Annotated in this window: 22 protein-coding genes; 15 read left to right on the top strand and 7 right to left on the bottom strand. The window is 67.2% G+C overall.

Annotated features, from left to right (window positions below; all coding sequences use genetic code 11):
* Window positions 1-27: 27 nt before the first annotated feature.
* Window positions 28-720 (bottom strand): FadR/GntR family transcriptional regulator, encoded by a 693-nt coding sequence (locus FU260_RS22935; protein WP_147919160.1) that lies wholly within the window; start codon window positions 718-720, stop codon window positions 28-30.
* 198 nt (window positions 721-918) lie between these two features.
* On the opposite strand from FU260_RS22935, the gene FU260_RS22930 reads away from it, so the two are divergent.
* The 3 genes from FU260_RS22930 (at window position 919) to FU260_RS22920 (ending at window position 2150) form a co-directional block, all read left to right on the top strand.
* Window positions 919-1338: an HIT family protein gene (locus FU260_RS22930; protein WP_147919159.1), complete on the top strand. Its 420-nt coding sequence runs from the start codon at window positions 919-921 to the stop codon at window positions 1336-1338.
* 138 nt (window positions 1339-1476) lie between these two features.
* A complete protein-coding gene (locus tag FU260_RS22925) occupies window positions 1477-1950 on the top strand; it encodes a hypothetical protein (protein WP_147919158.1) in 474 nt (157 codons plus the stop codon).
* A 2-nt stretch (window positions 1951-1952) separates the two neighbouring features.
* Window positions 1953-2150 carry a helix-turn-helix transcriptional regulator gene (locus tag FU260_RS22920; RefSeq protein ID WP_147919157.1) on the top strand — a complete coding sequence of 66 codons (198 nt, stop codon included), beginning with the start codon at window positions 1953-1955 and terminating at the stop codon, window positions 2148-2150.
* A 118-nt stretch (window positions 2151-2268) separates the two neighbouring features.
* Here the strand turns inward: FU260_RS22920 and FU260_RS22915 are convergent, their stop codons facing one another.
* Complete coding sequence (locus FU260_RS22915; protein ID WP_147919156.1) at window positions 2269-2496, bottom strand: PLDc N-terminal domain-containing protein; 228 nt, start codon at window positions 2494-2496, stop codon at window positions 2269-2271.
* Between the two features lie 111 nt (window positions 2497-2607).
* On the opposite strand from FU260_RS22915, the gene FU260_RS22910 reads away from it, so the two are divergent.
* The gene (locus FU260_RS22910; protein ID WP_235912121.1) at window positions 2608-4074 is read left to right on the top strand and encodes an MFS transporter; all 1467 of its coding nucleotides are present in this window, start codon (window positions 2608-2610) and stop codon (window positions 4072-4074) included.
* Between the two features lie 23 nt (window positions 4075-4097).
* Window positions 4098-4697 (top strand): ATP-binding protein, encoded by a 600-nt coding sequence (locus tag FU260_RS22905; protein ID WP_147919155.1) that lies wholly within the window; start codon window positions 4098-4100, stop codon window positions 4695-4697.
* Window positions 4698-4700: 3 nt separating this feature from the next.
* Here FU260_RS22905 and FU260_RS22900 read toward each other — a convergent pair whose 3' ends face one another.
* The 3 genes from FU260_RS22900 to FU260_RS22890 all read right to left on the bottom strand — a co-directional run bounded on the left by FU260_RS22900 (window position 4701) and on the right by FU260_RS22890 (window position 6749).
* On the bottom strand, window positions 4701-4916 hold the full coding sequence (locus FU260_RS22900; RefSeq protein ID WP_147919154.1) for a hypothetical protein: 216 nt from the start codon (window positions 4914-4916) through the stop codon (window positions 4701-4703).
* 103 nt (window positions 4917-5019) lie between these two features.
* On the bottom strand, window positions 5020-5727 hold the full coding sequence (locus FU260_RS22895) for a hypothetical protein (protein WP_147919153.1): 708 nt from the start codon (window positions 5725-5727) through the stop codon (window positions 5020-5022).
* On the bottom strand, window positions 5724-6749 hold the full coding sequence (locus tag FU260_RS22890) for an SH3 domain-containing protein (RefSeq protein ID WP_147919152.1): 1026 nt from the start codon (window positions 6747-6749) through the stop codon (window positions 5724-5726). Before FU260_RS22890 ends, FU260_RS22895 begins: the two co-directional genes overlap by 4 nt.
* Window positions 6750-6867: 118 nt before the next feature.
* On the opposite strand from FU260_RS22890, the gene FU260_RS22885 reads away from it, so the two are divergent.
* The 4 genes from FU260_RS22885 to FU260_RS22870 all read left to right on the top strand — a co-directional run bounded on the left by FU260_RS22885 (window position 6868) and on the right by FU260_RS22870 (window position 11368).
* Entirely contained in the window at window positions 6868-7626 is a 759-nt protein-coding gene (locus FU260_RS22885) for a 2,3-bisphosphoglycerate-dependent phosphoglycerate mutase (RefSeq protein WP_147919151.1), read from the top strand.
* 593 nt (window positions 7627-8219) lie between these two features.
* A complete protein-coding gene (locus tag FU260_RS22880; protein ID WP_168211915.1) occupies window positions 8220-9491 on the top strand; it encodes an ABC transporter substrate-binding protein in 1272 nt (423 codons plus the stop codon).
* A gap of 139 nt (window positions 9492-9630) precedes the next feature.
* Complete coding sequence (locus FU260_RS22875; protein ID WP_235912120.1) at window positions 9631-10476, top strand: carbohydrate ABC transporter permease; 846 nt, start codon at window positions 9631-9633, stop codon at window positions 10474-10476.
* Window positions 10463-11368, top strand: a complete 906-nt coding sequence (locus FU260_RS22870) for a carbohydrate ABC transporter permease (RefSeq protein ID WP_147919148.1) — start codon at window positions 10463-10465, stop codon at window positions 11366-11368. Before FU260_RS22875 ends, FU260_RS22870 begins: the two co-directional genes overlap by 14 nt.
* Window positions 11369-11626: 258 nt before the next feature.
* On the opposite strand, the gene FU260_RS22865 is transcribed toward FU260_RS22870, so the two are convergent.
* Window positions 11627-12418, bottom strand: coding sequence for an IclR family transcriptional regulator (locus tag FU260_RS22865; protein ID WP_147919147.1), 792 nt, complete (start codon window positions 12416-12418; stop codon window positions 11627-11629).
* A 535-nt stretch (window positions 12419-12953) separates the two neighbouring features.
* On the opposite strand from FU260_RS22865, the gene FU260_RS22860 reads away from it, so the two are divergent.
* The 6 genes from FU260_RS22860 (at window position 12954) to FU260_RS22835 (ending at window position 19646) form a co-directional block, all read left to right on the top strand.
* Window positions 12954-14267, top strand: a complete 1314-nt coding sequence (locus FU260_RS22860; protein ID WP_147919146.1) for a mandelate racemase/muconate lactonizing enzyme family protein — start codon at window positions 12954-12956, stop codon at window positions 14265-14267.
* A gap of 50 nt (window positions 14268-14317) precedes the next feature.
* Window positions 14318-16018 carry a dihydroxyacetone kinase family protein gene (locus FU260_RS22855; protein ID WP_147919145.1) on the top strand — a complete coding sequence of 567 codons (1701 nt, stop codon included), beginning with the start codon at window positions 14318-14320 and terminating at the stop codon, window positions 16016-16018.
* A 78-nt stretch (window positions 16019-16096) separates the two neighbouring features.
* Window positions 16097-16963: an aldo/keto reductase gene (locus FU260_RS22850; protein ID WP_147919144.1), complete on the top strand. Its 867-nt coding sequence runs from the start codon at window positions 16097-16099 to the stop codon at window positions 16961-16963.
* Between the two features lie 43 nt (window positions 16964-17006).
* On the top strand, window positions 17007-17804 hold the full coding sequence (locus tag FU260_RS22845) for an NAD-dependent epimerase/dehydratase family protein (protein WP_168211914.1): 798 nt from the start codon (window positions 17007-17009) through the stop codon (window positions 17802-17804).
* A gap of 57 nt (window positions 17805-17861) precedes the next feature.
* Complete coding sequence (locus FU260_RS22840; RefSeq protein ID WP_147919142.1) at window positions 17862-18641, top strand: ribonuclease activity regulator RraA; 780 nt, start codon at window positions 17862-17864, stop codon at window positions 18639-18641.
* A gap of 60 nt (window positions 18642-18701) precedes the next feature.
* Window positions 18702-19646: an NAD(P)-dependent oxidoreductase gene (locus FU260_RS22835; protein ID WP_147919141.1), complete on the top strand. Its 945-nt coding sequence runs from the start codon at window positions 18702-18704 to the stop codon at window positions 19644-19646.
* Between the two features lie 282 nt (window positions 19647-19928).
* Here the strand turns inward: FU260_RS22835 and FU260_RS22830 are convergent, their stop codons facing one another.
* Window positions 19929-20183 carry a ribbon-helix-helix domain-containing protein gene (locus FU260_RS22830; protein WP_147919140.1) on the bottom strand — a complete coding sequence of 85 codons (255 nt, stop codon included), beginning with the start codon at window positions 20181-20183 and terminating at the stop codon, window positions 19929-19931.
* Window positions 20184-20189: the final 6 nt, after the last annotated feature.

Genomic DNA, 20189 nt, shown 5'->3' with positions numbered 1-20189 from the left:
TGCACCGACCTCGACGGCAACCGCCAGCTACAGGGCGAACTCCGCACGCACGCGCGTGACCAGGAGGCGGGAGTACAACTCGGCTGCCTCCGGCATCTGCGCGGCGATGGCTTTTGCCGTGGTCTCGTGGTGGTCGATCACCTCGGCGACCGGTACGGCGGGGGAGAGGCCGAGCCTGGTGCGTCCGATCAACACCGCTTCGACGACCTGGTCGAGTGCGGCCAGCATCTCGTTTCCGCTGGCCCGCAGCATGGTCTGGTGGAAGTCGACGTCGGTGCGCAAGTACTCCGGCGTCTGGCCGAGGCCCCGCTTGCCGAGGTCCCGTAGCTTGCTGGCCAGTTCGATGAGCCGCTCGCGGGCCTCGGCACTGGCCTGCTCGGCGGCGGACCGGGCGGCGGTCGGCTCCACGGCGATCCGCAGGTCCAAGAGCGTCTTCAGCTGATCATTTCGACCACGTCCAGCGAGCCGCCACTCGATGACCCGCGGGCTGAGGACGTTCCAGTGCTCGAAGTCTGCGACGATCAGGCCCACCCGGCGCCGAGCCACCATCAGCCCTAGTGACTCCAGCAGGCGCGCAGCTTCGCGGGCGACGGTGCGCGAGACGCGGAACTCCTGTTCCAGGCTGGCCAGGCTGACGGCACTACCGACCGGTAGTGTCCCCTCCACGATGCGTCGCCCGAGTGCATCGGCGACGTGATGGTGAAGGGCATCGGTTGCCATCGCTTCTCCGCTCGGCTACGCAGGGTCGGGACCGCCCGCTCGGTGCGCCGGAGTCTACGCGAGGCTCGGTGCTGCGCAGCGACGGCGTTAGTCTGACTCTGCAGGAACCGACTCGAGGAGGCGAGGCATGGCCGCGATCCCGAGGGGTGCCGCGTGCGTTCCCCACCGGGGGTGGGCCGCCCGGACAGGATGGCGCCCGTGATCGACTGCATCTTCTGCCGGATGGTGGCCGGCACCGAGCCGACGCACGTGGTGCTGGACGATCCGGACGTGTTCGCCTTCCTCGATTTCCGGCCGGTGTTCAAGGGGCACGTGCTGGTGATCCCGCGCGAGCACCACGTCACCCTGCCGGATCTGCCGGTCGACCAGCTCCAGCCGTTCTTCTCTACGGTGCAGCGCATCGCCGCTGTGCTGCCCGGGGCGCTGGACGCGCACGGAACGTTCGTGGCGATGAACAACGTGGTCAGCCAGACCGTGCATCACCTGCACGCGCATGTGGTGCCGCGCCGACGCAAGGACGGGCTGCGCGGGTTCTTCTGGCCGCGACAGAAGTACGACGACGGCGAAGCGGCGGCTTTCGCTGACCGGATCAGTCTCGCGCTACGCGCGTTTGGCTAGGTCAGACCGTGGACGGCCGCGTCGATCGAGTGCGGCCGTGGCTGCGGCCGGCGCCAGTCGATGTACAGGTTGCTTGACATGTGAAGTCTCCTTTACAGTGGTCGCGCACGTCCCCGCGACCACGAAGAGGAAGCCACGATGTCCAGCAGCGCTGACCAGGAGACCTCCCGCAGCCGGTGGGGCCGGGTACGGTTCGGCCGCGGCCGAGCCTCCGCGATGGCGCCCGCGATCCCGCTCGGGATCGGCGTGGCCGCAGTGATCGGGGCAGTTGCTGCTCTGGTCGGCTTCGCTCCGGAGAGCCCCTGGGTGGGAGCGTTCAGTCTCACCTTCGCGATGTCCGGCCCGATGGTCGCCCTGGTGTGGGCGCTGTGTATGGACCGCAGCACGCTCCGGGGCGCTCTTGATCGGCCGGAGGAGTCGGTGGAGTCGTCCTGGTACGACAAAGCGACCCAAGGCGCGTTCCATGACGTGCTGCTGGTCAGCGGTCTCGCGCTCGCGGCGCTGATGATCACCGGCACCCGGGTGGAGGGCAGCGTGGTGCTGCTCGGAGTGCTCGCGGTGTGCCTGGTCTCCGCCGGTACGCGGTATGTGATCAACCGGCAGCGGAGCTGAGCGTGGAGAACGTGCTGCCGCAGCTGCGCAAAGAACGGGGCTGGTCCCAGCAGCACCTGGCCGAGCTCCTCGGCGTCTCCCGGCAGACCGTCATCTCTATCGAGAAGGGTCGGTTCGACCCGTCCCTGCCACTGGCGTTCCGGTTGGCTCAGGAGTTCGGTTGCGCGATTGAGGACATCTTCGCGCCCCGCGCCGGATAGCGGGCAGACCGCTTCAGCGGAAGCGCCCCCGCGCCGGACGTACCCCGCGTGACCGGACACGCCCGCGCTCCGGACGCGCCCGCGCTCCGGACGCGCCAGCGCACTGGAAACGCTCGACTCAGCGCTTGCGGCCGAACGCGAAGTAGCTGATCGGGCCGACGAAGCCTGCGAAGCTCGCCAGCGCCCAGACGCCCTTGCGACCGCGCACCTGTTCGGCCGGCCTCCGCTTCAGGTCTACCAACGCCGCCACCAGCAGGATCAGCTCGATCACGGCCGCGCCGAGGACCACCGCCTGCTGTTTCGGGGAGAGGTCCTGCCAGCGGAGCTTGCTCTCGTCGATCGCCATCTCGCGATCGTAGAACCGGGCCGCCGCACGTGCCGTGCGAGACCAGGTGTGGTCAACGGCGGGAAACGACCAGGGCATGTGGGAACATGCCGTGGGGAAGGGAGGTGTGCTGTGCGCGAAGCCGCGTCCACCCCCGGCTCGGACCCAGCCGCCGACCCCGCCCGGTGGCGGATCCTGATCGTGCTGCTCGCGGCGATCTTCATGTCCCTGATCGCGGTGAGCATCGTGAACGTCGCGCTGCCCGCGATCCAGACCGGTGTGGACGCCTCCGAATCCGATCTGCAATGGGTGCTCGCCGGCTACGCCCTCACCTTCGGCGTGGTGCTGGTGGCTGCCGGCCGCGCCGGAGACATCCTCGGCCGCGGCGGGATCTTCGTGCTCGGAGTGAGCGTCTTCACCGCCGCGTCGATCGCGTGCAGCTTCGCCCCGAGCGCCGAGTGGCTGAACATCGCCCGGTTCGTCCAGGGCGTCGGCTCCGGTCTGCTCAACCCGCAGGGGGTGGGCATGATCCAGCAGTACTTCCGGGGTGCCGAGCGCGGCCGCGCGTTCGGCTATTTCGGTAGCACGGTCGGGGTGTCGGTGGCGATCGGTCCGGTGCTCGGCGGGCTGCTGATCCAGCTCGGCGGCCCGGACTTCGGCTGGCGGCTGACGTTCCTGGTGAATGTGCCGGTCGGGATCCTCACTCTTGTCCTCGCCCTGCTCTGGTTCCCCAAGCCGCTGTTTCGCCGGCGCCTGGAAGGGGAGACCGGCAAGGCGGCGCGTGCCTCGATGGATCCGATCGGCTCACTGCTGCTCGGCCTGGCCGTGCTGGCGATCCTGTTCCCGTTCATGGAGTCCCGCACCGCAGCGAGCACCTGGCTGCTGCTCCCCGTGGGCATCGTGCTGGTCCTCGCCTGGGTGAAGTGGGAGCGCCGCTATGCCGCCCGGGGCCGCAGCCCGATGGTGGACCTGAGCATCTTCCGCACCCGCAGCTTCACCAACGGCACGGTGATCGTCACCCTGTACTTCCTCGGCATGACCAGCATCTGGGTGATCGTCGCGCTCTATATGCAGCAGGGCGCCGGCAAGACCGCTTTGGAGGCCGGCCTGGTCGGCATCCCCTCGGCGGTGCTGTCCGCGTTCGCGGCCAACTGGGCCGGCCGGCGGGTGATCAAGTATGGCCGGAGGATCGTGATCGCCGGGCTGTACTTCGCGCTGGTCGGGCTGGGCCTGAGCGTCGGGGTGGCGCTGCTGCACGACGCCGTCGGGCTGAGCGTGTGGTGGCTGATGCTCAGCCTGTGCTTCGTCGGTATCGCCCAGGGGTCGGTGATCAGCCCGAACCAGACGCTCACCCTGGCCGAGGTGCCGCTGCAGTACGCGGGCAGCTCCGGGGCGATCATGCAGACCGGGCAGCGGATGGGTACGTCGATCGGCATCGCCGTGATCACGGCGGCGGTGTTCGGGTCCCTGCAGGTCACCGGATGGTCGACGGCGGTCGCGGTCGGGTTCGGTCTCATCGCCCTGGTCGTGCTCTCGGCCCTCCTGATGGCCTACAAGGACCAGTGGGACCGGCGAAAGGGTGGCACGCCGGTGTCCTGACCCGGGCCTGTTAGCGTCGCACGATGACTGAGCAGGGCGGGCGCGCGGTGACCAGCACGCATGACTGGACCTCCGCCGTCGACCATGATCATCTCCAGGCGATCCGTGCCGAGGCGGGCGCCTACGCCGCCAGCGGGGCAGCGCACCTGGTGCTGGAGGTGCTCGCGCACGCCGACGAGGAGGCCTACGCCCTGGATCGGGTGGGCCGTGCCGTTCTCACTCAGCACGCCGATGGTTCGCTCTCGGTGGCCGACGACGGCCGTGGCACCGCCATCCGCCGAGACACCGCCGGCCGGGTCGTGCGCAAACCGGTGATGTCCACCCAGGATCTGCGTTTCTTCGCCGCCAGTGACCCGCCGCTGCTGCCGGACGGGCGCCCTCGGCGCGGTATGTCCACGGTCGCTGCCCTCAGCCGCTGGCTGGAGCACACCAACCGGCGCGCCGAGGGCAGCTGGACCCAGCGGTACGTCCGCGGAGTGCCAGTGACCGAGCTGGTCGAACTGCCCGGCACCGGTCAGACCGGCACCACGATCCGGTTCCTCCCGGACCTGGCCGTGAGCAAGCTCCACCTGGGCGAGGAACTGTCCGGCTTTGCGCACCTGCACGTCGAGGTGCGCCGCTGATCCTCAGAGCGGGTGTAACCGGCCGGAGGCCACCGGCACGCGGATCACCCGGTCGCCGAAGTCCACCAGCGTGGAGACGTCGCCCTCGAGACCGACGACTCGGCCCAGCCCGTGCCGGTCGTGGGTGACCCGCTGACCGACGGTGAACGGCTCCCGGGGCGGCGGCGGCTTGCGCCGGTCGTTGAACGGGCTGGACGCGAGGTGTCGGGGGGTGGCCATCCCTCTAGCATCCTCGCTTTTGCGCCAATGTCACACCCGTGCCGAACTCAAGGGGTCAGACCGGGCTGCGAAGAGGCCCCCGGAGCCCGCCATCCGCGGTGGTTCAGCCGTCGTCGCTGACCCCCTCCAGCATGGGCAGGGAGTCGTTCCACGGTGGGGTCACCTCGGCGCCGAGGATCACCGAGATCGGTGCCACGGTGAGCCCCTGCCGCGCCTGCGTCGCCTCGGTCCCGTAGGTTCCCGGATAGCCCCAGATGCTCACGTTGCTGGTATCGGTGGATTGCAGCTCCACTCCACCGAAGGCGAAGACCGGCACCGTCTCCCGGTCGGCGAAGACGTCTCCGTAGACCAGCAGCCCGTCGGTCACGGTCCAGGCCTCGCTCGGGTCGCCGTCTGCGTGGGCGAGCTCGATGAAGTCCGCTCCGACGACCGTCCCAATCTGATAGCTGACCTGGAACGTCAGCCGCGTGCTGCCGCCCGTGTCTTCCTGGCCGACGATCTCGACCCAGGGCTCGCTGATCGGCTCGGTCGCCTCCGGTAGTGCGGCGCGGACGTCCACGGTGTCGTCGACCTCGGTGACTTCGAGCACGCTCGGCTCGGTCATCGCGTCCGCGCTCTCCAGATCCTGCTCGGCGATCGCGGCCACGTACTCCTCGGCGGCGGTCTGGGCTGCCGCACGCAGCTCTTCCCTCGATGGTGCGGAGCCGGTGCATGCCGATATGGTGCCGGCCACCGCGAGGGCGCCCCCGGCTGCGATGGCGATCCGCAGGTGTCGACGTATTCGGCCGCAGCCCGAGGGTCCGTGGGTCATCGGGCTGCCCCGGACACCGCGATCTCCTGCCCGAGCACCCTCGGCGTCCAGGACTGGTTGTCCATGACCCAGGGCACCGTGCCCGCAAGGTCGAGCTCCTGCTCCATGCCGTCCGGGCGGGTCAACATCAGCGTGCCGCCGGTGAACTGCGCCTGGTTCCCGTCCAAGGTGAGCTCGGGCGTCGTCGTGACCTCGAGGGACCAACCCGTCGCCCAGAAGTCGATGCCTTGACCTTCGATCCAGCTGCGGACTGAGTCGCTGCACGGGACCGACCGGTCGGCACAGCCCTCGATCGTGGGGGCGAGTTCGTCGGTGAGCTCGGCTGCGGCCTCGTCCGTTCCCTGCGCTGGCAGGTTCACGAGTTCCACGGTCTGGCCGGCGAGGACGGTCAGTTCCTCCGTCCCGGACGCGAGGTAGGGATCGGCACGCTGCTCGATCTCGTATGCCGCGGGGTAGAGCGGGAGCATTCCGGCGCTGTAGTCGTCTCCGATCTGTGCGTTCACTCCGGCCACGTAGGTGTCCATCACGATCGAGCCGAAGCTCACCGGAGGTACCGTCACTGCTCCGGTCAACGGGACCAGCACCGCCCAGCTCTCAGCCTCGTTCAGCGGCCGGTTCTCGTGCGGAGCCAGCACCACAGTGGCGTCATACTCGGTGCCGGCCAGCCGGTAGGTGACGGAGACCTGCCGTGCCTCGGAGCCATCCAGATCTGAGTGGAACGGCACATCCGCCCGACCGTCGAGCGGCTCGGCCTCCCCGACGTCGAGCACCTCGATCCGCTCCGAGGCACCTGCGAGCATCCGACTAGCGGTACGTAGCTGGGCGGGTTCCTCGGTGGCGGTGGTGCGCCACAGCGCCTCCGGGTCGGCACCGGTGGCGACCAGGTTCACGTGCTCGGCTGCCGCCTCCCGGGCTGCCTCGGCTTCTCCCACCCCCAGCAGCGAGCAGCCGGTCAGTGCCGTGGCCAGCAGTCCACCGGTGAGGATCACGACGGCGGAGCGCGGCGGGCCAGGGTAGGGCACGGGGACACTGTAGGTCCGGGGCGTCCCCGCGTGCCGTCAGGCACCAGGGGACAACTGCCCATCACCGGGCGCCGCGCGCGGGTCGGCACGCCGGTGGGCGTCACTACGCTGGTGCCCGATGGAAGCGAATGTGGTGCTGGTCCGGCACGGGGAGTCGGTGGCGAATGTTCGGCACCTGTTCACCGGGGTGCTCGACGTCGGGCTGACCCCGGCCGGTGAGGCCGAGTGTGTGGCCGCCGGTGAGCGGCTGGCGGGCATCGGCTGGACCCCAGAGGTCATCTGCACCTCCGAGCTGGTCCGCGGCTGGCGCACTGCGGAGCTGATGGCGACCGCCTGGCCCGGCCCGGAGCCGGTTGAGCGCGACTGGCGGTTGAACGAGCGCAACTACGGCGCCCTGTCCGGCTACCTGAAGACCGAGATCGCCGAGCGGTTCGGCTACGAGCAGTTCCTCTACTGGCGCCGGTCGCTGGAGGGTCGGCCACCACCGTTGCCGGAGGCGACCCTCGCGCTCTGGCGCACGCTCTCCCCGTTCGACCGGCTGCCCGCTGAGGCGCTGACCGCCACCGAGTCGCTCGCCGACGTGGTCGAACGCGTGCGGCCGTGGGTCGCGAACACTCTCGCCGAACACGTGGCCGCCGGGCGTCGGGTGCTGCTGGTCGGGCACGGGAACTCCCTCCGGGCGGTCTGCGCAGTGCTGGACCGGCTCGAGCCGGCCGAGCTCTCGGCGCTGAACCTGCCGAACGCCCGGCCGCTGGCTTACCGGCTGCGGCTCGACGACTCCGGCGCGCCGAGCCCCGTGGTGCGGGGCGGGGAGTACCTCGACGCCGCCGCCGCGCTCGCAGAGGCGGCGGTGATCGCCGCCGAGGGTGGGACATAGCCCCGTCCTCCCTGGGCCCGGCGCGCTCAGGCTCGAGACCTGTGGCCTACCGGTCAGGGGTGTCGTCGAGGATGCGGGCAGCTGCCAGGACCTAGGCCGGGGCGGCGATATCACGCCGGGACGACCCGCGTCAGCGGGGTTCGCGCGGCAGCCACAGATGCCCGTGGAGGTTCGTTTCGGAGCGTGACGAAAATGCTTGACCGTGGCGCACCGTGCATGGTAGTTTCACTCTACGCAACGAACCGACAGGCTAGGACCCAATGATGAGTCGTTCGACCCACCTCGCGCAACGGGCGCCGAATCTCGTGCTTTCCAGCCGGTTCGACTCGGCGCGTCTGCTGCGCGAATAGAAGGACGCCCCCGGCGGGCACCCATCTGCCCGGAGGCCCGCCTACCGGCTAGGGGCCTCTCACGACGGAACATAGCAGCAAAGGCTTTTCTGCCCAAGGTCACCCCTCGCTGGCAGAAAGTCGTGCGTAAGAACGGCTTCAGACCGCCGTCCGAAATGGGCGTTGGGCACAGCTATGCCCAGCGTCGGAGAAGTGGACACTCGGTGGCGATTTATCGCCTGCCCTCACGAACAGGAACAATCAATGAAGCGTAGACACTTTCTAAGCCTTGGCGCGGCCAGTGGACTTGCCCTTGCGGCATGTTCTCGTGAATCGAACGCGAGCGGAGGCGGTTCTGGCGACGGCGTCCAGGTGCGCTATGGGCATTGGGACAACGGTAGCGCGCAGGCCATCTATGCAGAGCTCTTCCAGCAGTTTATGGAGGAGAACGACGACATCGAGATTCTCCAGGAATTCGCCTCCTACGACGCCTTCCAGGAGAGGATGACGACTCAGATCGCCGGAGGTCAGGTACCGGACATCTTCTGGATCGCCTCTCCGCAGATCTTGGCCTACAGCGATGCCGGCATCTATCGCGAGGTCGAAGAGCTGCCCGGTCTCGAGTACGACCAGCTCGACACCGACATGCTCGACCGGCTCAAGATCGATGGCAAGCTCACGACACTGCCGGTGGGGATGATCACGCCCTGTCTGCGCTGGAACCAGACCTTCCTCGACGAGGTAGGGGCAGAGGTCCCGGAGACCTGGACCTGGGACTCTGTCGCCGAGTTCCTCCGGGACTACACGGACAACAACGGCGAGGGCCGCAAGGGGATCTTCTACCACGCCGGTCACGACCTCACGCTGGAAGCGTGGCTGCGCCAGCACGGTGAGGACCTGTGGACCGAGGACGGGCAACTGGGTGCCTCCATCGAGGGCATCTCCGAATACCTGCAGTGGTGGGAGAGGCTGCGAACTGATGGTGTCACCCTGTCCATCGAGGAACAGGGCGGGATTAACGGTTCCTGGAACGAGTTCGGCTCCCAGGTGCTGACAGATATCGGCAGCCACAACCAGATCCTCGAGGCGAGCGCGGTCTTCCCCGACTACGAGCTTCGGGAGCTGCCCACACCCACGAACGAGAGCCCGGCCGATGGGCACGGCTTCACCTACTTCGTTCGGTTAGGCATCTACAAGGACGTTCCGGACGAGCGGCTCGAGGCTGTCGGTCGCGTCGTGAACTTCAACCTCAACAGCGAGGAGTTCATCACCGAGCTCGGGCCCGTCCAGGGGACACCGGCCAGTGCGCGCCAACGCGCTGCGCTCGAGGACACCACCGATCCGAACATTCAGCAGGCCAACAGCGTCACCGACGCCATCCTGGAGCAGGAGATGAGGCCCCGCTTCGATGCTCCGGCGGGTGCGAATACCTGGCGGCGCGAGTACGACGCGGCCATCGAACAAATCGTCCTGGGACAACAGTCCATCACCGATGCCGTCACTCAGTTCCACACCACCGTCCGCGCCGGTCTCTAGTCGTCGGTCGGAGCGTCACCGTGCGCAGCGCCCTTGGCGAGCGCACAGCGTTCCGCTCGGATCTGGAAGGGGTTCGATGAAAGTCAAGGCCGGACACAGCCGACCGACACGCACCCGAACGTGGCTCAGCGCCCACGTCATGCTCTCGCCCTGGCTGCTCGGAGCGATCGGGATCACGGCAGGCCCACTGATCGCCTCGCTCGTCCTCTCGCTCACCGACTACTCCATTCTGGGCAGCACCGAGTACGTCGGCCTGGCGAACTATCGAGCCGTCTTCGAGGACCCGAAGTTCTTCACCTCGATGGGCGTCACGCTGACCTATGTCTGCCTGGCTGTACCGCTACAGCTGGCTCTGGCGTTAGGTCTGGCGCTGTTGCTGGAGAAAGGGATCCGATGTCTCGGCGTGTACCGGGCAGGGTTCTACCTCCCGTCGCTGCTGGGCGCCAGCGTCGCGATCGCGCTGCTCTGGCGCCAGGTGTTCAAGTCGGACGGGTTGGTCAACGCCTTCCTGTCCATCTTCGGGATGCCGGGACGAAACTGGATCTACGATCCGGACACGTCCTTGCTGACCCTCGTGGTCCTGCAGGTGTGGACGTTCGGGTCACCGATGATCATCTTCTTCGCTGGCCTCAAGGAGATCCCGAAGAATCTGGTTGAGGCAGCCATCGTCGACGGCGCGGGCTACTTCCGCAGGCTGCGAAGCATTGTCCTGCCGCTGCTGACCCCGATGATCTTCTTCAACGTGGTGCTCCAGACGGTCGGCGCCTTCCAGTCCTTCAACCAGGCGTACATCATCAGCGGCGGGACCGGCGGTCCGGTCGACTCGACGCTGTTCTACACCCTCTACGTGTACATCGTCGGCTTCGTCGAATACCGGATGGGCTATGCCTCGGCCCTCGCATGGGTGCTGGTCGTGTTCATCGGCGCCTTGACCGCGGTGCAGTTCATCATGTCCAGGAAGTGGGTCCACTATGGCGACCAGTAGCATCGTTGCGACCGAAAGCACGGGTGGCACCGCCCGCGGTGGGGGGCCGGCGACCGGCTCACCCCGCAGACGGGGCCGCCTCTGGCCCCGACAGCTGCTCATCACCATCGCGCTGCTGGTGATGATCTACCCGCTGATCTGGATGGTCCGGCTGTCGTTCCTCCCGGAATCGGCGATCGCCGGCTCCGGCCTGCTGCCTAGCGGGACGTGGACCACGGAGAACTACACCGAGGGCTGGAACGCCCTCAGTATCGACTTCACCACCTTCTTCCTCAACTCCGCGATCGTCGCGGGGCTCGCCCTGGTCGGCAATCTCCTGGCGTGCTCACTCTCGGCCTATGTGCTGGCACGGTTGAAGTTCGCCATGCGGCCGGTGTACTTCGGCGTCGTGATCGCCACGTTGCTGATCCCCATCCACGTCCTGCTGATACCGCAGTACCTGCTGTTCTCCTACGTCGGTGCGCTCAACACGTTCATCCCCCTCGTGCTGCCGAAGTTCCTGGCCACCGATGCGTTCTTCGTCTTCCTGATGATCCAGTTCGTCCGAGGGATCCCTCGAGAGCTCGATCAGGCGGCATTCGTGGACGGTGCAGGCTACTTTCGGATCTACTGGTCGATCATCCTTCCGCTGATGCGGCCGGCTCTGGCGACAACCGCGATCTTCACCGTAATTTGGACCTGGAACGACTTCCTCGGTCCGTTGATCTACCTGACGCGGACCGATCTGTACACGGTGCCGGTGGCGCTGAACGCGCTGTTGTCGACCGACACCGGGTTCGGGACGGGCCGGCTCCTGGCGATGTCGGTGCTCTCGCTGCTGCCGCTGGTGATCTTCTTCTTCGTAGCGCAGAAGCAGATCCTCGAGGGCATCTCCAGCTCCGGGATCAAGTAGTGCAGTGGACATGGCCGATGTACAAGCCTCGGGCTCCATGCCTGGGGCCGGGCCGGGCCGAGCGCTGCAGCGGGAGGTCAGGTCACCGACGGCGGCTCGGCGGAGGCCGGCCAGGCCGTTCTCGAGGAGGCGGCCAGGTCACTCTCGATCCGACCGGAGCGCCACCGGGATAGCTGTCGCTGAGGCGCGCTTGCGCGGCCTCCGTTGAGGTCAGTTGTGGGACCGAGGCTGAGGGCTCGCGTGCGGGCTACGGTCGGGCTACTGCTCGAGTGCCGTCGACAGGTCCGAAGCTGACGCCATGGTGGCCTGCACGATGGTCTCCTGGATCGGATCGAGGCGGTAGGACGGTCCGTAGACGCAGATCGCCGCGATCGGCGCACCGTCCCGGTTCGCGATCGCTACCGCTACTCGGGAGACGTCGTCGTCACGATTGAGCGTTGCCCAGCCCCGTTCCCGCGCGCGAGCGATCTCGTGGTCGAGCGTCCGGCGCTCGCGGGCAGACAGTGCCTCGCCAGCGGCTCGCTCGGAGTCGGCAATGAGCTCGTCGATCCGGGCCTCGTCGTCCAGGGCGGCCAGCACCGCGATCCCGACCGCGACCTCGTGCAGCGGCCGTGGCTTGGTGGATTCTTCGCTGCGGACGACCTTGCTGGTCTGCATGTAGTCCAGAAAGAGCATCTCGCCACCGTCGGCTATCGCCAGGTGAATGGCTTCGTCGACCTGGCGATGGAGATCCTCCAGGCGCTCTCTCGCCAGAGCTGCGAAGTCATTCTCACCGGGCCGGCGCACGGCAAGCTTGGAGAGTTTTGAGGTACTGAAGTATCGGCGGGCCGCGTCCTGGTGGAGGTAGCCGATGGAGCGCAGTGTGGAGAGCGTCCGGGAGGCGGTCGACTTGTCGAAATCCAGTCGTGTCGCCACTTCGGTCACCGACGCGCCCTTGGCCCCTGACTGGGCTACCACCTCAAGCACAAGGAGGCCGCGATGGAGCGAAGACGATGTTCGCGCACCGGGACCTGCTGAGGTTATTTCGGCGGACTCATTCATGATTTCCATCCCACTAGCTCTTGACAGCGACAGGACCAGAGTACATGCTAGATGCAACGCCGTTGCACACAGAACAACAACGAAGGTGGTGAGACTGACGACATGCTGGGCCAGGTCGGCGAGTCCGCAGGTTCGTAGGTGAACCCGGAGGGCGGAGCCATCCGCTCTGCCAGATGTTGTACCGACCCATGCACCCACCCAGGCTTCTTTAACGGGACAATTGGCCACAAGCAATCGAAATCGTACCACCGTGAGTTCCGATTATCGATGCTCTGAGGCTCTCGAGAAACCATGAATGCAAGGGCTGTATTGGCCGCAAGTGCGGTGGCTGGTCATCTGTGCTGCAGGCCCCTGGTTGTCATCGATCTCTCGTTGCCTGGTAGTCGACGAGCTGGAGACAGAGAACGCACTGTTCGCCACAACCCTCAGAAGTGCCTCGCGTTACCGTTCGCACCGGCGGCGACGTCCAATTCAGCGATTACTCGCGACAGTTGACGACGTGCGTCGATTGTCACGAGCCATCGGATAAGGAGAACAACGACCTATGAACAGGGTCAGCCTCACCACTATCCCTGATACACCATTGGGCCAAGAGTCGATTTCCGAGGAGTACGTGAGCCAAGGCTCTCGACCCTCCGCCCTACGCATCACCGACATGCGCGTTGCGTGCCTCGACAAGGTTCCGTTCAAGTCCACCATCATCAAGATCGAGACCAACCAGGGTCTGGTCGGCTGGGGCGAAGTGCGCGACCAGGCCAGTGCCAGCTACGCGCTGATGCTGAAGAGCCGGATCCTCGGCGAGAACCCGTGCAATCTGGACCGTGTCTTCCGCAAGATCCGTCAGTTCGGCAACCATGGTCGGTTGGGCGGCGGCGTGTCCGGGATCGAGATGGCGCTGATGGATCTCGCCGGCAAAGCCTACGGGGTGCCGGCGTACGCGCTGATGGGTGGCCGCTTCCGGGACCGGATCAAGTGTTACGCCGACACACCGGACGAACGCGATCCGTACCGGATGGCCGAGCGTCTCCAGGGCCGCATCGATGCCGGCTACAGCATGCTGAAGATGGATGTCGGCGTCGACCTGCTCTACGACGTCCCCGGTTCCCTGGTCGGGCTCACCCACGCGATCGTGGACCGGTTCACACCGCATCCGTTCACCGGTCTGCAGGTCTCGCGTTCCGGAGTCGACCATCTGGTCGACTATGTCCGGACGGTACGCGCGCAGATCGGTGACGACATCCCGATCGCTGTGGATCATGTCGGCCACGTGGACCTGAAGTCGTGCATCCGGATCGCGCAGGCACTAGAACCCTTCGACCTCGCCTGGCTCGAGGACCTTGTCCCCTGGCAGTACACCGACCAGTGGGCGAAGCTCACCCGGGCAACGACGACGCCGACCTGCACCGGAGAGGACATCTACCTCGCCGAGAACTTCCGGCCACTTCTGGACGCGGGAGCCGTTGACGTGGTGCACCCCGACCCGGCGACAGCCGGCGGCATGGCCGAGACCAAGCGAATCGGAGACCTGGCCGAAGAGTACGGGGTGCCGATGGCTCTGCACCTGGCCGCCAGCCCGATCGCAACGATGGCCTCCGTGCACCTCGCGGCAGCGACGTTCAACTTCCTCGCCCTGGAGCACCACGCGGCCGATATCGACTACTGGAGCGACCTCGTGGTCGGGCTGGACGCTCCGATCATCCAGGACGGCTTTATCACCGTGCCCGAGAAGCCCGGCCTCGGGTTCGACGACGTCAACCTCGAGCTGATGCGTTCCTGTCTGGACGAGTCGCGCCCGTTCTTCTTCGAGGACACCAGCGACTGGGACACCGACCGGGCCCTCGACCGGACCTGGGGATAGCCGAGTCGACCGGCTCGTGCACATGACCATCGGCAGGAAGAGGTAGCGAGATGTTCGTCGGTGAAGGCGCTGACTCCATCGAAGACGTACTGTCCGGATTCGCCCGCGCGAACCCGGGAACCGTCATGGTGCGGGACGGGTCCGTGGTGCGACGCAATGGTGCCCCGCCCGGACAGGTCGCCGTTGTGCTCGGCGGCGGCGGCGGGCACTACCCCGGTTTCGCCGGATGGGTCGGCGCCGGCATGGCAGATGCGGCCGTCTCCGGGCAGATCTTCTCTTCGCCGTCAGAGGCGCAGATCTACCGCGCTGCCCGGGCGGTGGAGAACGGCGGCGGAGTACTCCTGGCTTCGCTCAACTACAGCGGTGACCGGATTCACTTCGGGGCAGCAGCCCGCCGCCTGCGTGCAGAGGGTGTGGCTGTGGAGGAGGTGGTGATCGCGGATGACATCGCCTCGCGGACCGCACCATCAGCAGCCGACGGGCGCGGGATCGCCGGGGCCCTGTTCGTGGCCAAGGTGCTCGGCGCCGCCGCTGACGAGGGCAGAAGCCTCGCGGAGGTGGCACGCGTGGGGCGGCGAGCCGCTGCACGATCGGTGACGCTGGGCGCGGCTACCTCGGGATGCACGCTGCCTGGAGACCGGGAGCCGCTGTTCACGGTCCCTGCGGGGAAGCTCGCCATCGGACTCGGAATCCACGGTGAGCCCGGTATCGAGATGCAGACACAGGGAACCCCCCACGCGCTCGCTGACCACCTCGTGACCGCACTGCTGGACCATGCCCCGGAGCCGCAGCAGGAGCAGGAGCGCGTCGCGGTGCTGGTGAACAGCTTGGGCGGGTGCAGCCACGAAGAGCTGTTCATCCTCTATACGAAGATCCACGACGGACTCGAGTCACGGGGACGTGCGGTGGTGTCGCCGGTGGTGGGTGAGTACCTGACCAGTCTGGACATGATCGGTGCGTCGCTGAGCGTGATGTTCCTGGACGCTGAGCTGGAGTCACTCTGGCGGGCTCCCGCGCACACCCCCAGCTTCTTCCGGGAGGCGGAGGTATCGTCGAAGCAGCGGACCGTCGCGGTCGAGCGGGCCCCTGCCGCTGACCTCGCGGACGCGTCACCTGAATCCCGCGGGCTGGCCGCCCGGGTGTGCGTGGCGATCGGGCACGCAGCTGAGGCAGTGCGCCGGCAGGAGGAACGCCTGGGGCAGCTGGACCGGGTCGGTGGTGACGGCGACCATGGCCGAGGGATGGTCCGGGGTCTGTCCTCCGCCCACGATGCGGCGCTGGCCGCCGCTGAATCAGGTGCTGGCCTGCGAAGCGTCCTCGCCGCTGCCGGCGCGGCATGGTCGGAGAAGGCCGGTGGCACCTCCGGTGCGCTCTGGGGTGCAGCACTGGCCGCGTTCGCCACTGCTGTGGACGACCAGAGGGCCCCCACGGTCGCAGATATCGCCGACGGGCTTACCCGCGCACTGGACGCCGTCGTCGACCTGGGTGGTGCCCGCCCGGGTGACAAGACGATGGTGGACGCCATAGCTCCGTTCGTCGACGTGTTCACCCACACCCCGGACGCCATGCTCGCCACCACGTGGGCGAGAGCCGCGGCAGCAGCCGAGGCCGCGGCCGAGGGCACGGCTGACCTCGTTGCCGCGAAGGGGCGTGCCCGCATCCACGGCCAGAACACGCTCGGCACACCTGATCCGGGCGCTGTGTCGCTCGGGCTGGTCGTCCGAGCGGTCGAATCCTCCTTCGAGCAGTGATGCCGGGCTGCTGCGCGCAACCGTCATCGAGAACAACTCTCCCGGTCCACGACGATCAGTAAAGGTGTACGACGATCCATGGCTGAATCAACAGATGTGACAACCCCTGTCGGCGAGACGATCGCACTGCGGGACGGCACCACGATGCCGGCAGTGGGACTCGGCTCGTTGCGGATGAGTCCGCAGCAGACGGACACGACAATCAGCTCCGCCCTCCGCGCCGGCTACCGGCTGATCGATACCGCCTCCGTGTACGGCAACGAGGCGGCTATCGGGACGGCGATTCGCGACTCAGGAATCCCACGGGAGGACCTCTTCCTCACCACGAAGGTCTGGAACACGGACCACGGCTACACCGAGACGCTGCGCGCCTTCGAGGCCAGCCGTGCCCGGCTTGGCGTCGACTACGTCGACCTCTATCTCATCCACTGGCCGGTGACCCCCATCGATCGCATGCTGCGCAGCTGGGAGGCGTTGATCGAGCTGCAGCAGCGCGGTGACGTGAAGTCGATCGGCGTATCGAACTTCATGGTCAAGCATCTGCAGGCGCTCATCGCGCGGTTCGACGAGCTGCCAGTGGTCAATCAGGTCGAGTACCACCCGCTGTTCCAGCAGGACGAGCTGACCGGATTTCAGAAAGAGAGCGACATCGTCATCCAGGCCTGGGCTCCCCTGGGTAAGGGTGGTGTTCTCGAGTCGCCGATGGTCGCGTCCCTGGGCGAGAAGTACGGCGTAGCACCGGCGCAGGTGGTCCTGAAGTGGCACCTGATGCGCGGTCGTGCGGTCATCCCGAAGTCCACCAACGCGAACCGGCTGGCGATGAACATCGATCTGGACTTCTCGATGTCCGAGCCGGATCTCGCTGTCGTCGATGCGATGAACGAAGACACCAGGCTCGGCAGTCACCCGGACGCACCGCCCACCAATGGCTTGCCGGACCAGTGACCAGCGCAGTCGGGAGATGACGGAAGACGGCGAGAGAGCCACGATGGAGATCGCTGTGACCGGTGCTGGCGGCCGGCTCGGCCACGAGGTGAGCCGGGCGGTCGTTCGGGCTGGACACCAACCGAGGCGCATCGACGTCAGTGCCGGCGGGGCCGATATCCGCGCGGATCTGCGCAACTTTGACGAGGCGGTCTCGGCGCTGGCGGACGCCGATGCGGTGATCCATCTGGCGGCGCACCCGAAGCCGCTCCCGGATCGGACCAGCGTGGTCTACAACGACAACACCACGATCGCCTTCAACGTTCTCGCCGCCGTCACCGAGCTCGGCATCCCGAAGGCGGTGGTCATCTCGAGCATCAACGCCATCGGTGGGGAGTTCAGCGAGATCGTCAGGTACGACCGCTTCCCGGTGGGCTTTGGCCAGCTGAGTCAGGCGCGAGATGAGTACAGCTTCTCGAAGTGGGTCCTGGAGCAGCAGGTGGAGTACTTCGGACGAGTCCAGGGCGAGCCGAGCTCACTGGTCTGTCTGCGGGTCCACGCCGTCCAGCCCCGGGAGGTTCAGGAGCGCGCCTACCGAGTCAGTCCCGCCCGTGGCCGCCGCAACCTCTGGGGCTACTCCCCGCCCGAGGAGACTGCTGTCGCGATCGTCCGGGCGGCCGAACGTCCCCTGCCCGGAGTGCACTTCGGCTATCTCGTCTCCACGCACAACGCGATGGGTATCGACACACGCGAGCTGCTGCGCACGGACTTCCCGGACACGCCGTGCGACCAGAGCATCCAGGGCACACGGGGGCTGTTCGACACCTCCTTCGCCGAGGCGGAGCTGAGCTGGCAGTCGTAGCTCCCGCACGCAGCACATCCTCTTCATCAACACGAATAAGGAAAGAGACTGAAACGCATGGAAACGACAGAGGCTACCCAGCTGCACAGTGTTGCCCCGACGGCGTCGCCCGAGCCGGTCACGCGCATCACGGAGGACCAGAGGGAGGCGCTGAAGTCCATTGGCTCGGCGACGGTCAGCAGCCAGTTGTCCAAGATGGGTATCCGTGACCCGCACATCACCGGCATCGGACCGTTGACGAGTGCCGAGGCGATCGCCGGGACCGCTCTGACGCTGAAGTTCATGCCGAAGCGGGAGGACCTGTACCGGGTGGACGAGTACGCCGATCCGGAGGTGCAGCTTCACCGGCACGTGCTCTATGCGGTGCAGGCCGGGGACGTAGTTGTGGTCGACGGTCGAGCCAACATGTCCTCGGGTCTGTTCGGGGAGATGATGCTCACCTATCTGGTCGGGCGAGGTGGGGCGGGCCTGATCGTGGACGGTTGCATTCGTGACTGGCCGGCTGTGCAGGATCTCGGTCTGCCGGTGTGGGCCCGAGGGACCACACCGAACTTCCATACCCAGACCGACCTCATGCCGTTCGACTACAACTCCCCGATCGCCTGCGGTGAGACGACGGTCATCCCGGGCGATGCGATCGTCGCCGATGGCGACGGTGCCGTCGTGGTGCCGGCCAGCCTGGTCGACAAGGTCATTGCGGTCTCCTCCACCCACCACGACTGGGAGGAGTTCTCCCGCCTGAAGCTTCGGGAAGGCGCCGATATGCGGCGCTACTACCCGCTCTCGGAGGCGGCCCGGCCGGAGTACGAGGCGTGGGCCCGGGCCAACGGACGCTGACCCGATGAGCGAATCGCGTGCCGCAGAGCAGATGCCCGGCAGCGGACGGGTGAGGTAGAGATGAAGGTGTTGCTGCCGACCTCGGTGCCGCGCGGCCTGCGTCTAGATGCCGATCAGCGCGATGTCCAGGTCGTCGCGTACGACCCGGACGAGCCGATTCCCGCCCATCATCGGGACGCGGAGGTCGTGGTGGCCTGGATGAACCCGCGGCACCAGGTGGTGGCGATGGCCGAGACCCTGCCGAACCTGCGCTGGGTGCAGTGCCTCGGCTCCGGTCCGGAGTCGTTCCTCACCGCAGGGTTCGCCCCGCAGGTCAGGATCACCCGCGGTATCGACCTGCACAATGTCCCGGTTGCCGAGCACTGCATCGCTCTGCTCCTGGGAGCAGCGCGACGGCTCGACCTCGCCCGCGATGCGCAGTCCACCTCCCGATGGGCGAGCGAGCTCGGCGGGAACCAGCTGGCGACCCGCTCGGGATTCACCCGGATCCACGGGTCGCAGTTCGTCATCTGGGGTCTGGGCCGGATCGGGCACGCGATCGCCGATCGGCTCACCGCGATGGGCGGGTCCGTGCAGGGCCTGGGCCGCAGCAGCGGTGTCCGCCACGGCATCCGCGTGGCTGCGCTCGAGGACGCTGGTGAGGTGCTTGCGGACGCTGATGCGCTCATCGCGGTGCTCCCGGACCGGCCGAGCACAGCGAAGGCGATCGACCGCAGCATCTTCGAGCAGCTGCCTACCCACTCCTGGTTCGTGAACGTCGGCCGAGGGGGCACCGTCGATGAGCACGCGCTGGTTGAGGCGCTGCGGCAGGGCACCATCGCCGGAGCAGCGCTGGATGTGTTCACCGAGGAGCCGCTCCCACCGGATTCGCCGCTGTGGTACGCGCCGAATGCGATCATCACCCCACACAGTGCCGGTGGGCGGCCGGAGGGGGTGGACGAGCTGGTCAACGAGAATCTGCGTCGGTACCGGACGGGTCGGGAACTGCTCGGCATGCTGCGCTGAGCGACCTCGGACCAGTCCGGAACCGGCCCACCCACGCCTGGCTGCAGATGCACGGGGACCGGTGGGCCGGCCGTGCGACCGCTTCGGTGACCGGTTCGGTGTGGAAGCTGGACAGGAGATCCCGCACCTCCCGCCGTTCGCCACTGCGAATCCCTCCGCTCACCTCGTTGAGGGTGAGCACCGAGATCGCCAGCGGGTCGCGCCCTCGCGCAGCCAGCAACCAGTCCCGCGCGGGCCGGTGCCCACGAAGGTGCGGGATGACGACGTCGCTGTCGAGCAGGATCACCGCTCCAGCTCCGCGAGCTGGTCGAGGTGCTGTTCGCGTGCCGCCGGCGATCGGCCCGGCGCTTCCACGTCGGCGACACCGAACGAGGCTTCGATCCACGCAAGGTCGACGGTCACGTCGCGGGTGCGCCCGGCCAGACCCTCGGCAAGGAGCCGCCGGATGACCTCTGCACGCGAGACTCCCTGGTCAGTAGCAAGCTCGTCGAGCGCAGCCGTCGGCGCTTCATCGAGAGCGATGGTGGTCCGCTGCATACGCCA

The sequence above is a fragment of the Ruania zhangjianzhongii genome (assembly GCF_008000995.1).
Classification (GTDB): domain Bacteria; phylum Actinomycetota; class Actinomycetes; order Actinomycetales; family Beutenbergiaceae; genus Ruania; species Ruania zhangjianzhongii.
Note: the sequence above shows the minus strand (reverse complement) of the source record. Positions and strands in the feature narration are given on the sequence as shown.

Excerpts from the sequence above, each read along its gene's own strand:
- FU260_RS22935 (WP_147919160.1), bottom strand. The coding sequence starts at position 720 with ATGGCAACCGATGCCCTTCACCATCACGTCGCCGATGCACTCGGGCGA.
- FU260_RS22925 (WP_147919158.1), top strand. The coding sequence starts at position 1,477 with ATGTCCAGCAGCGCTGACCAGGAGACCTCCCGCAGCCGGTGGGGCCGG.
- FU260_RS22915 (WP_147919156.1), bottom strand. The coding sequence starts at position 2,496 with ATGGCGATCGACGAGAGCAAGCTCCGCTGGCAGGACCTCTCCCCGAAA.
- FU260_RS22905 (WP_147919155.1), top strand. The coding sequence starts at position 4,098 with ATGACTGAGCAGGGCGGGCGCGCGGTGACCAGCACGCATGACTGGACC.
- FU260_RS22900 (WP_147919154.1), bottom strand. The coding sequence starts at position 4,916 with ATGGCCACCCCCCGACACCTCGCGTCCAGCCCGTTCAACGACCGGCGC.
- FU260_RS22895 (WP_147919153.1), bottom strand. The coding sequence starts at position 5,727 with ATGACCCACGGACCCTCGGGCTGCGGCCGAATACGTCGACACCTGCGG.
- FU260_RS22885 (WP_147919151.1), top strand. The coding sequence starts at position 6,868 with ATGGAAGCGAATGTGGTGCTGGTCCGGCACGGGGAGTCGGTGGCGAAT.
- FU260_RS22880 (WP_168211915.1), top strand. The coding sequence starts at position 8,220 with ATGAAGCGTAGACACTTTCTAAGCCTTGGCGCGGCCAGTGGACTTGCC.
- FU260_RS22875 (WP_235912120.1), top strand. The coding sequence starts at position 9,631 with ATGCTCTCGCCCTGGCTGCTCGGAGCGATCGGGATCACGGCAGGCCCA.
- FU260_RS22870 (WP_147919148.1), top strand. The coding sequence starts at position 10,463 with ATGGCGACCAGTAGCATCGTTGCGACCGAAAGCACGGGTGGCACCGCC.
- FU260_RS22865 (WP_147919147.1), bottom strand. The coding sequence starts at position 12,418 with ATGGAAATCATGAATGAGTCCGCCGAAATAACCTCAGCAGGTCCCGGT.
- FU260_RS22860 (WP_147919146.1), top strand. The coding sequence starts at position 12,954 with ATGAACAGGGTCAGCCTCACCACTATCCCTGATACACCATTGGGCCAA.
- FU260_RS22855 (WP_147919145.1), top strand. The coding sequence starts at position 14,318 with ATGTTCGTCGGTGAAGGCGCTGACTCCATCGAAGACGTACTGTCCGGA.
- FU260_RS22850 (WP_147919144.1), top strand. The coding sequence starts at position 16,097 with ATGGCTGAATCAACAGATGTGACAACCCCTGTCGGCGAGACGATCGCA.
- FU260_RS22845 (WP_168211914.1), top strand. The coding sequence starts at position 17,007 with ATGGAGATCGCTGTGACCGGTGCTGGCGGCCGGCTCGGCCACGAGGTG.
- FU260_RS22840 (WP_147919142.1), top strand. The coding sequence starts at position 17,862 with ATGGAAACGACAGAGGCTACCCAGCTGCACAGTGTTGCCCCGACGGCG.
- FU260_RS22835 (WP_147919141.1), top strand. The coding sequence starts at position 18,702 with ATGAAGGTGTTGCTGCCGACCTCGGTGCCGCGCGGCCTGCGTCTAGAT.
- FU260_RS22830 (WP_147919140.1), bottom strand. The coding sequence starts at position 20,183 with ATGCAGCGGACCACCATCGCTCTCGATGAAGCGCCGACGGCTGCGCTC.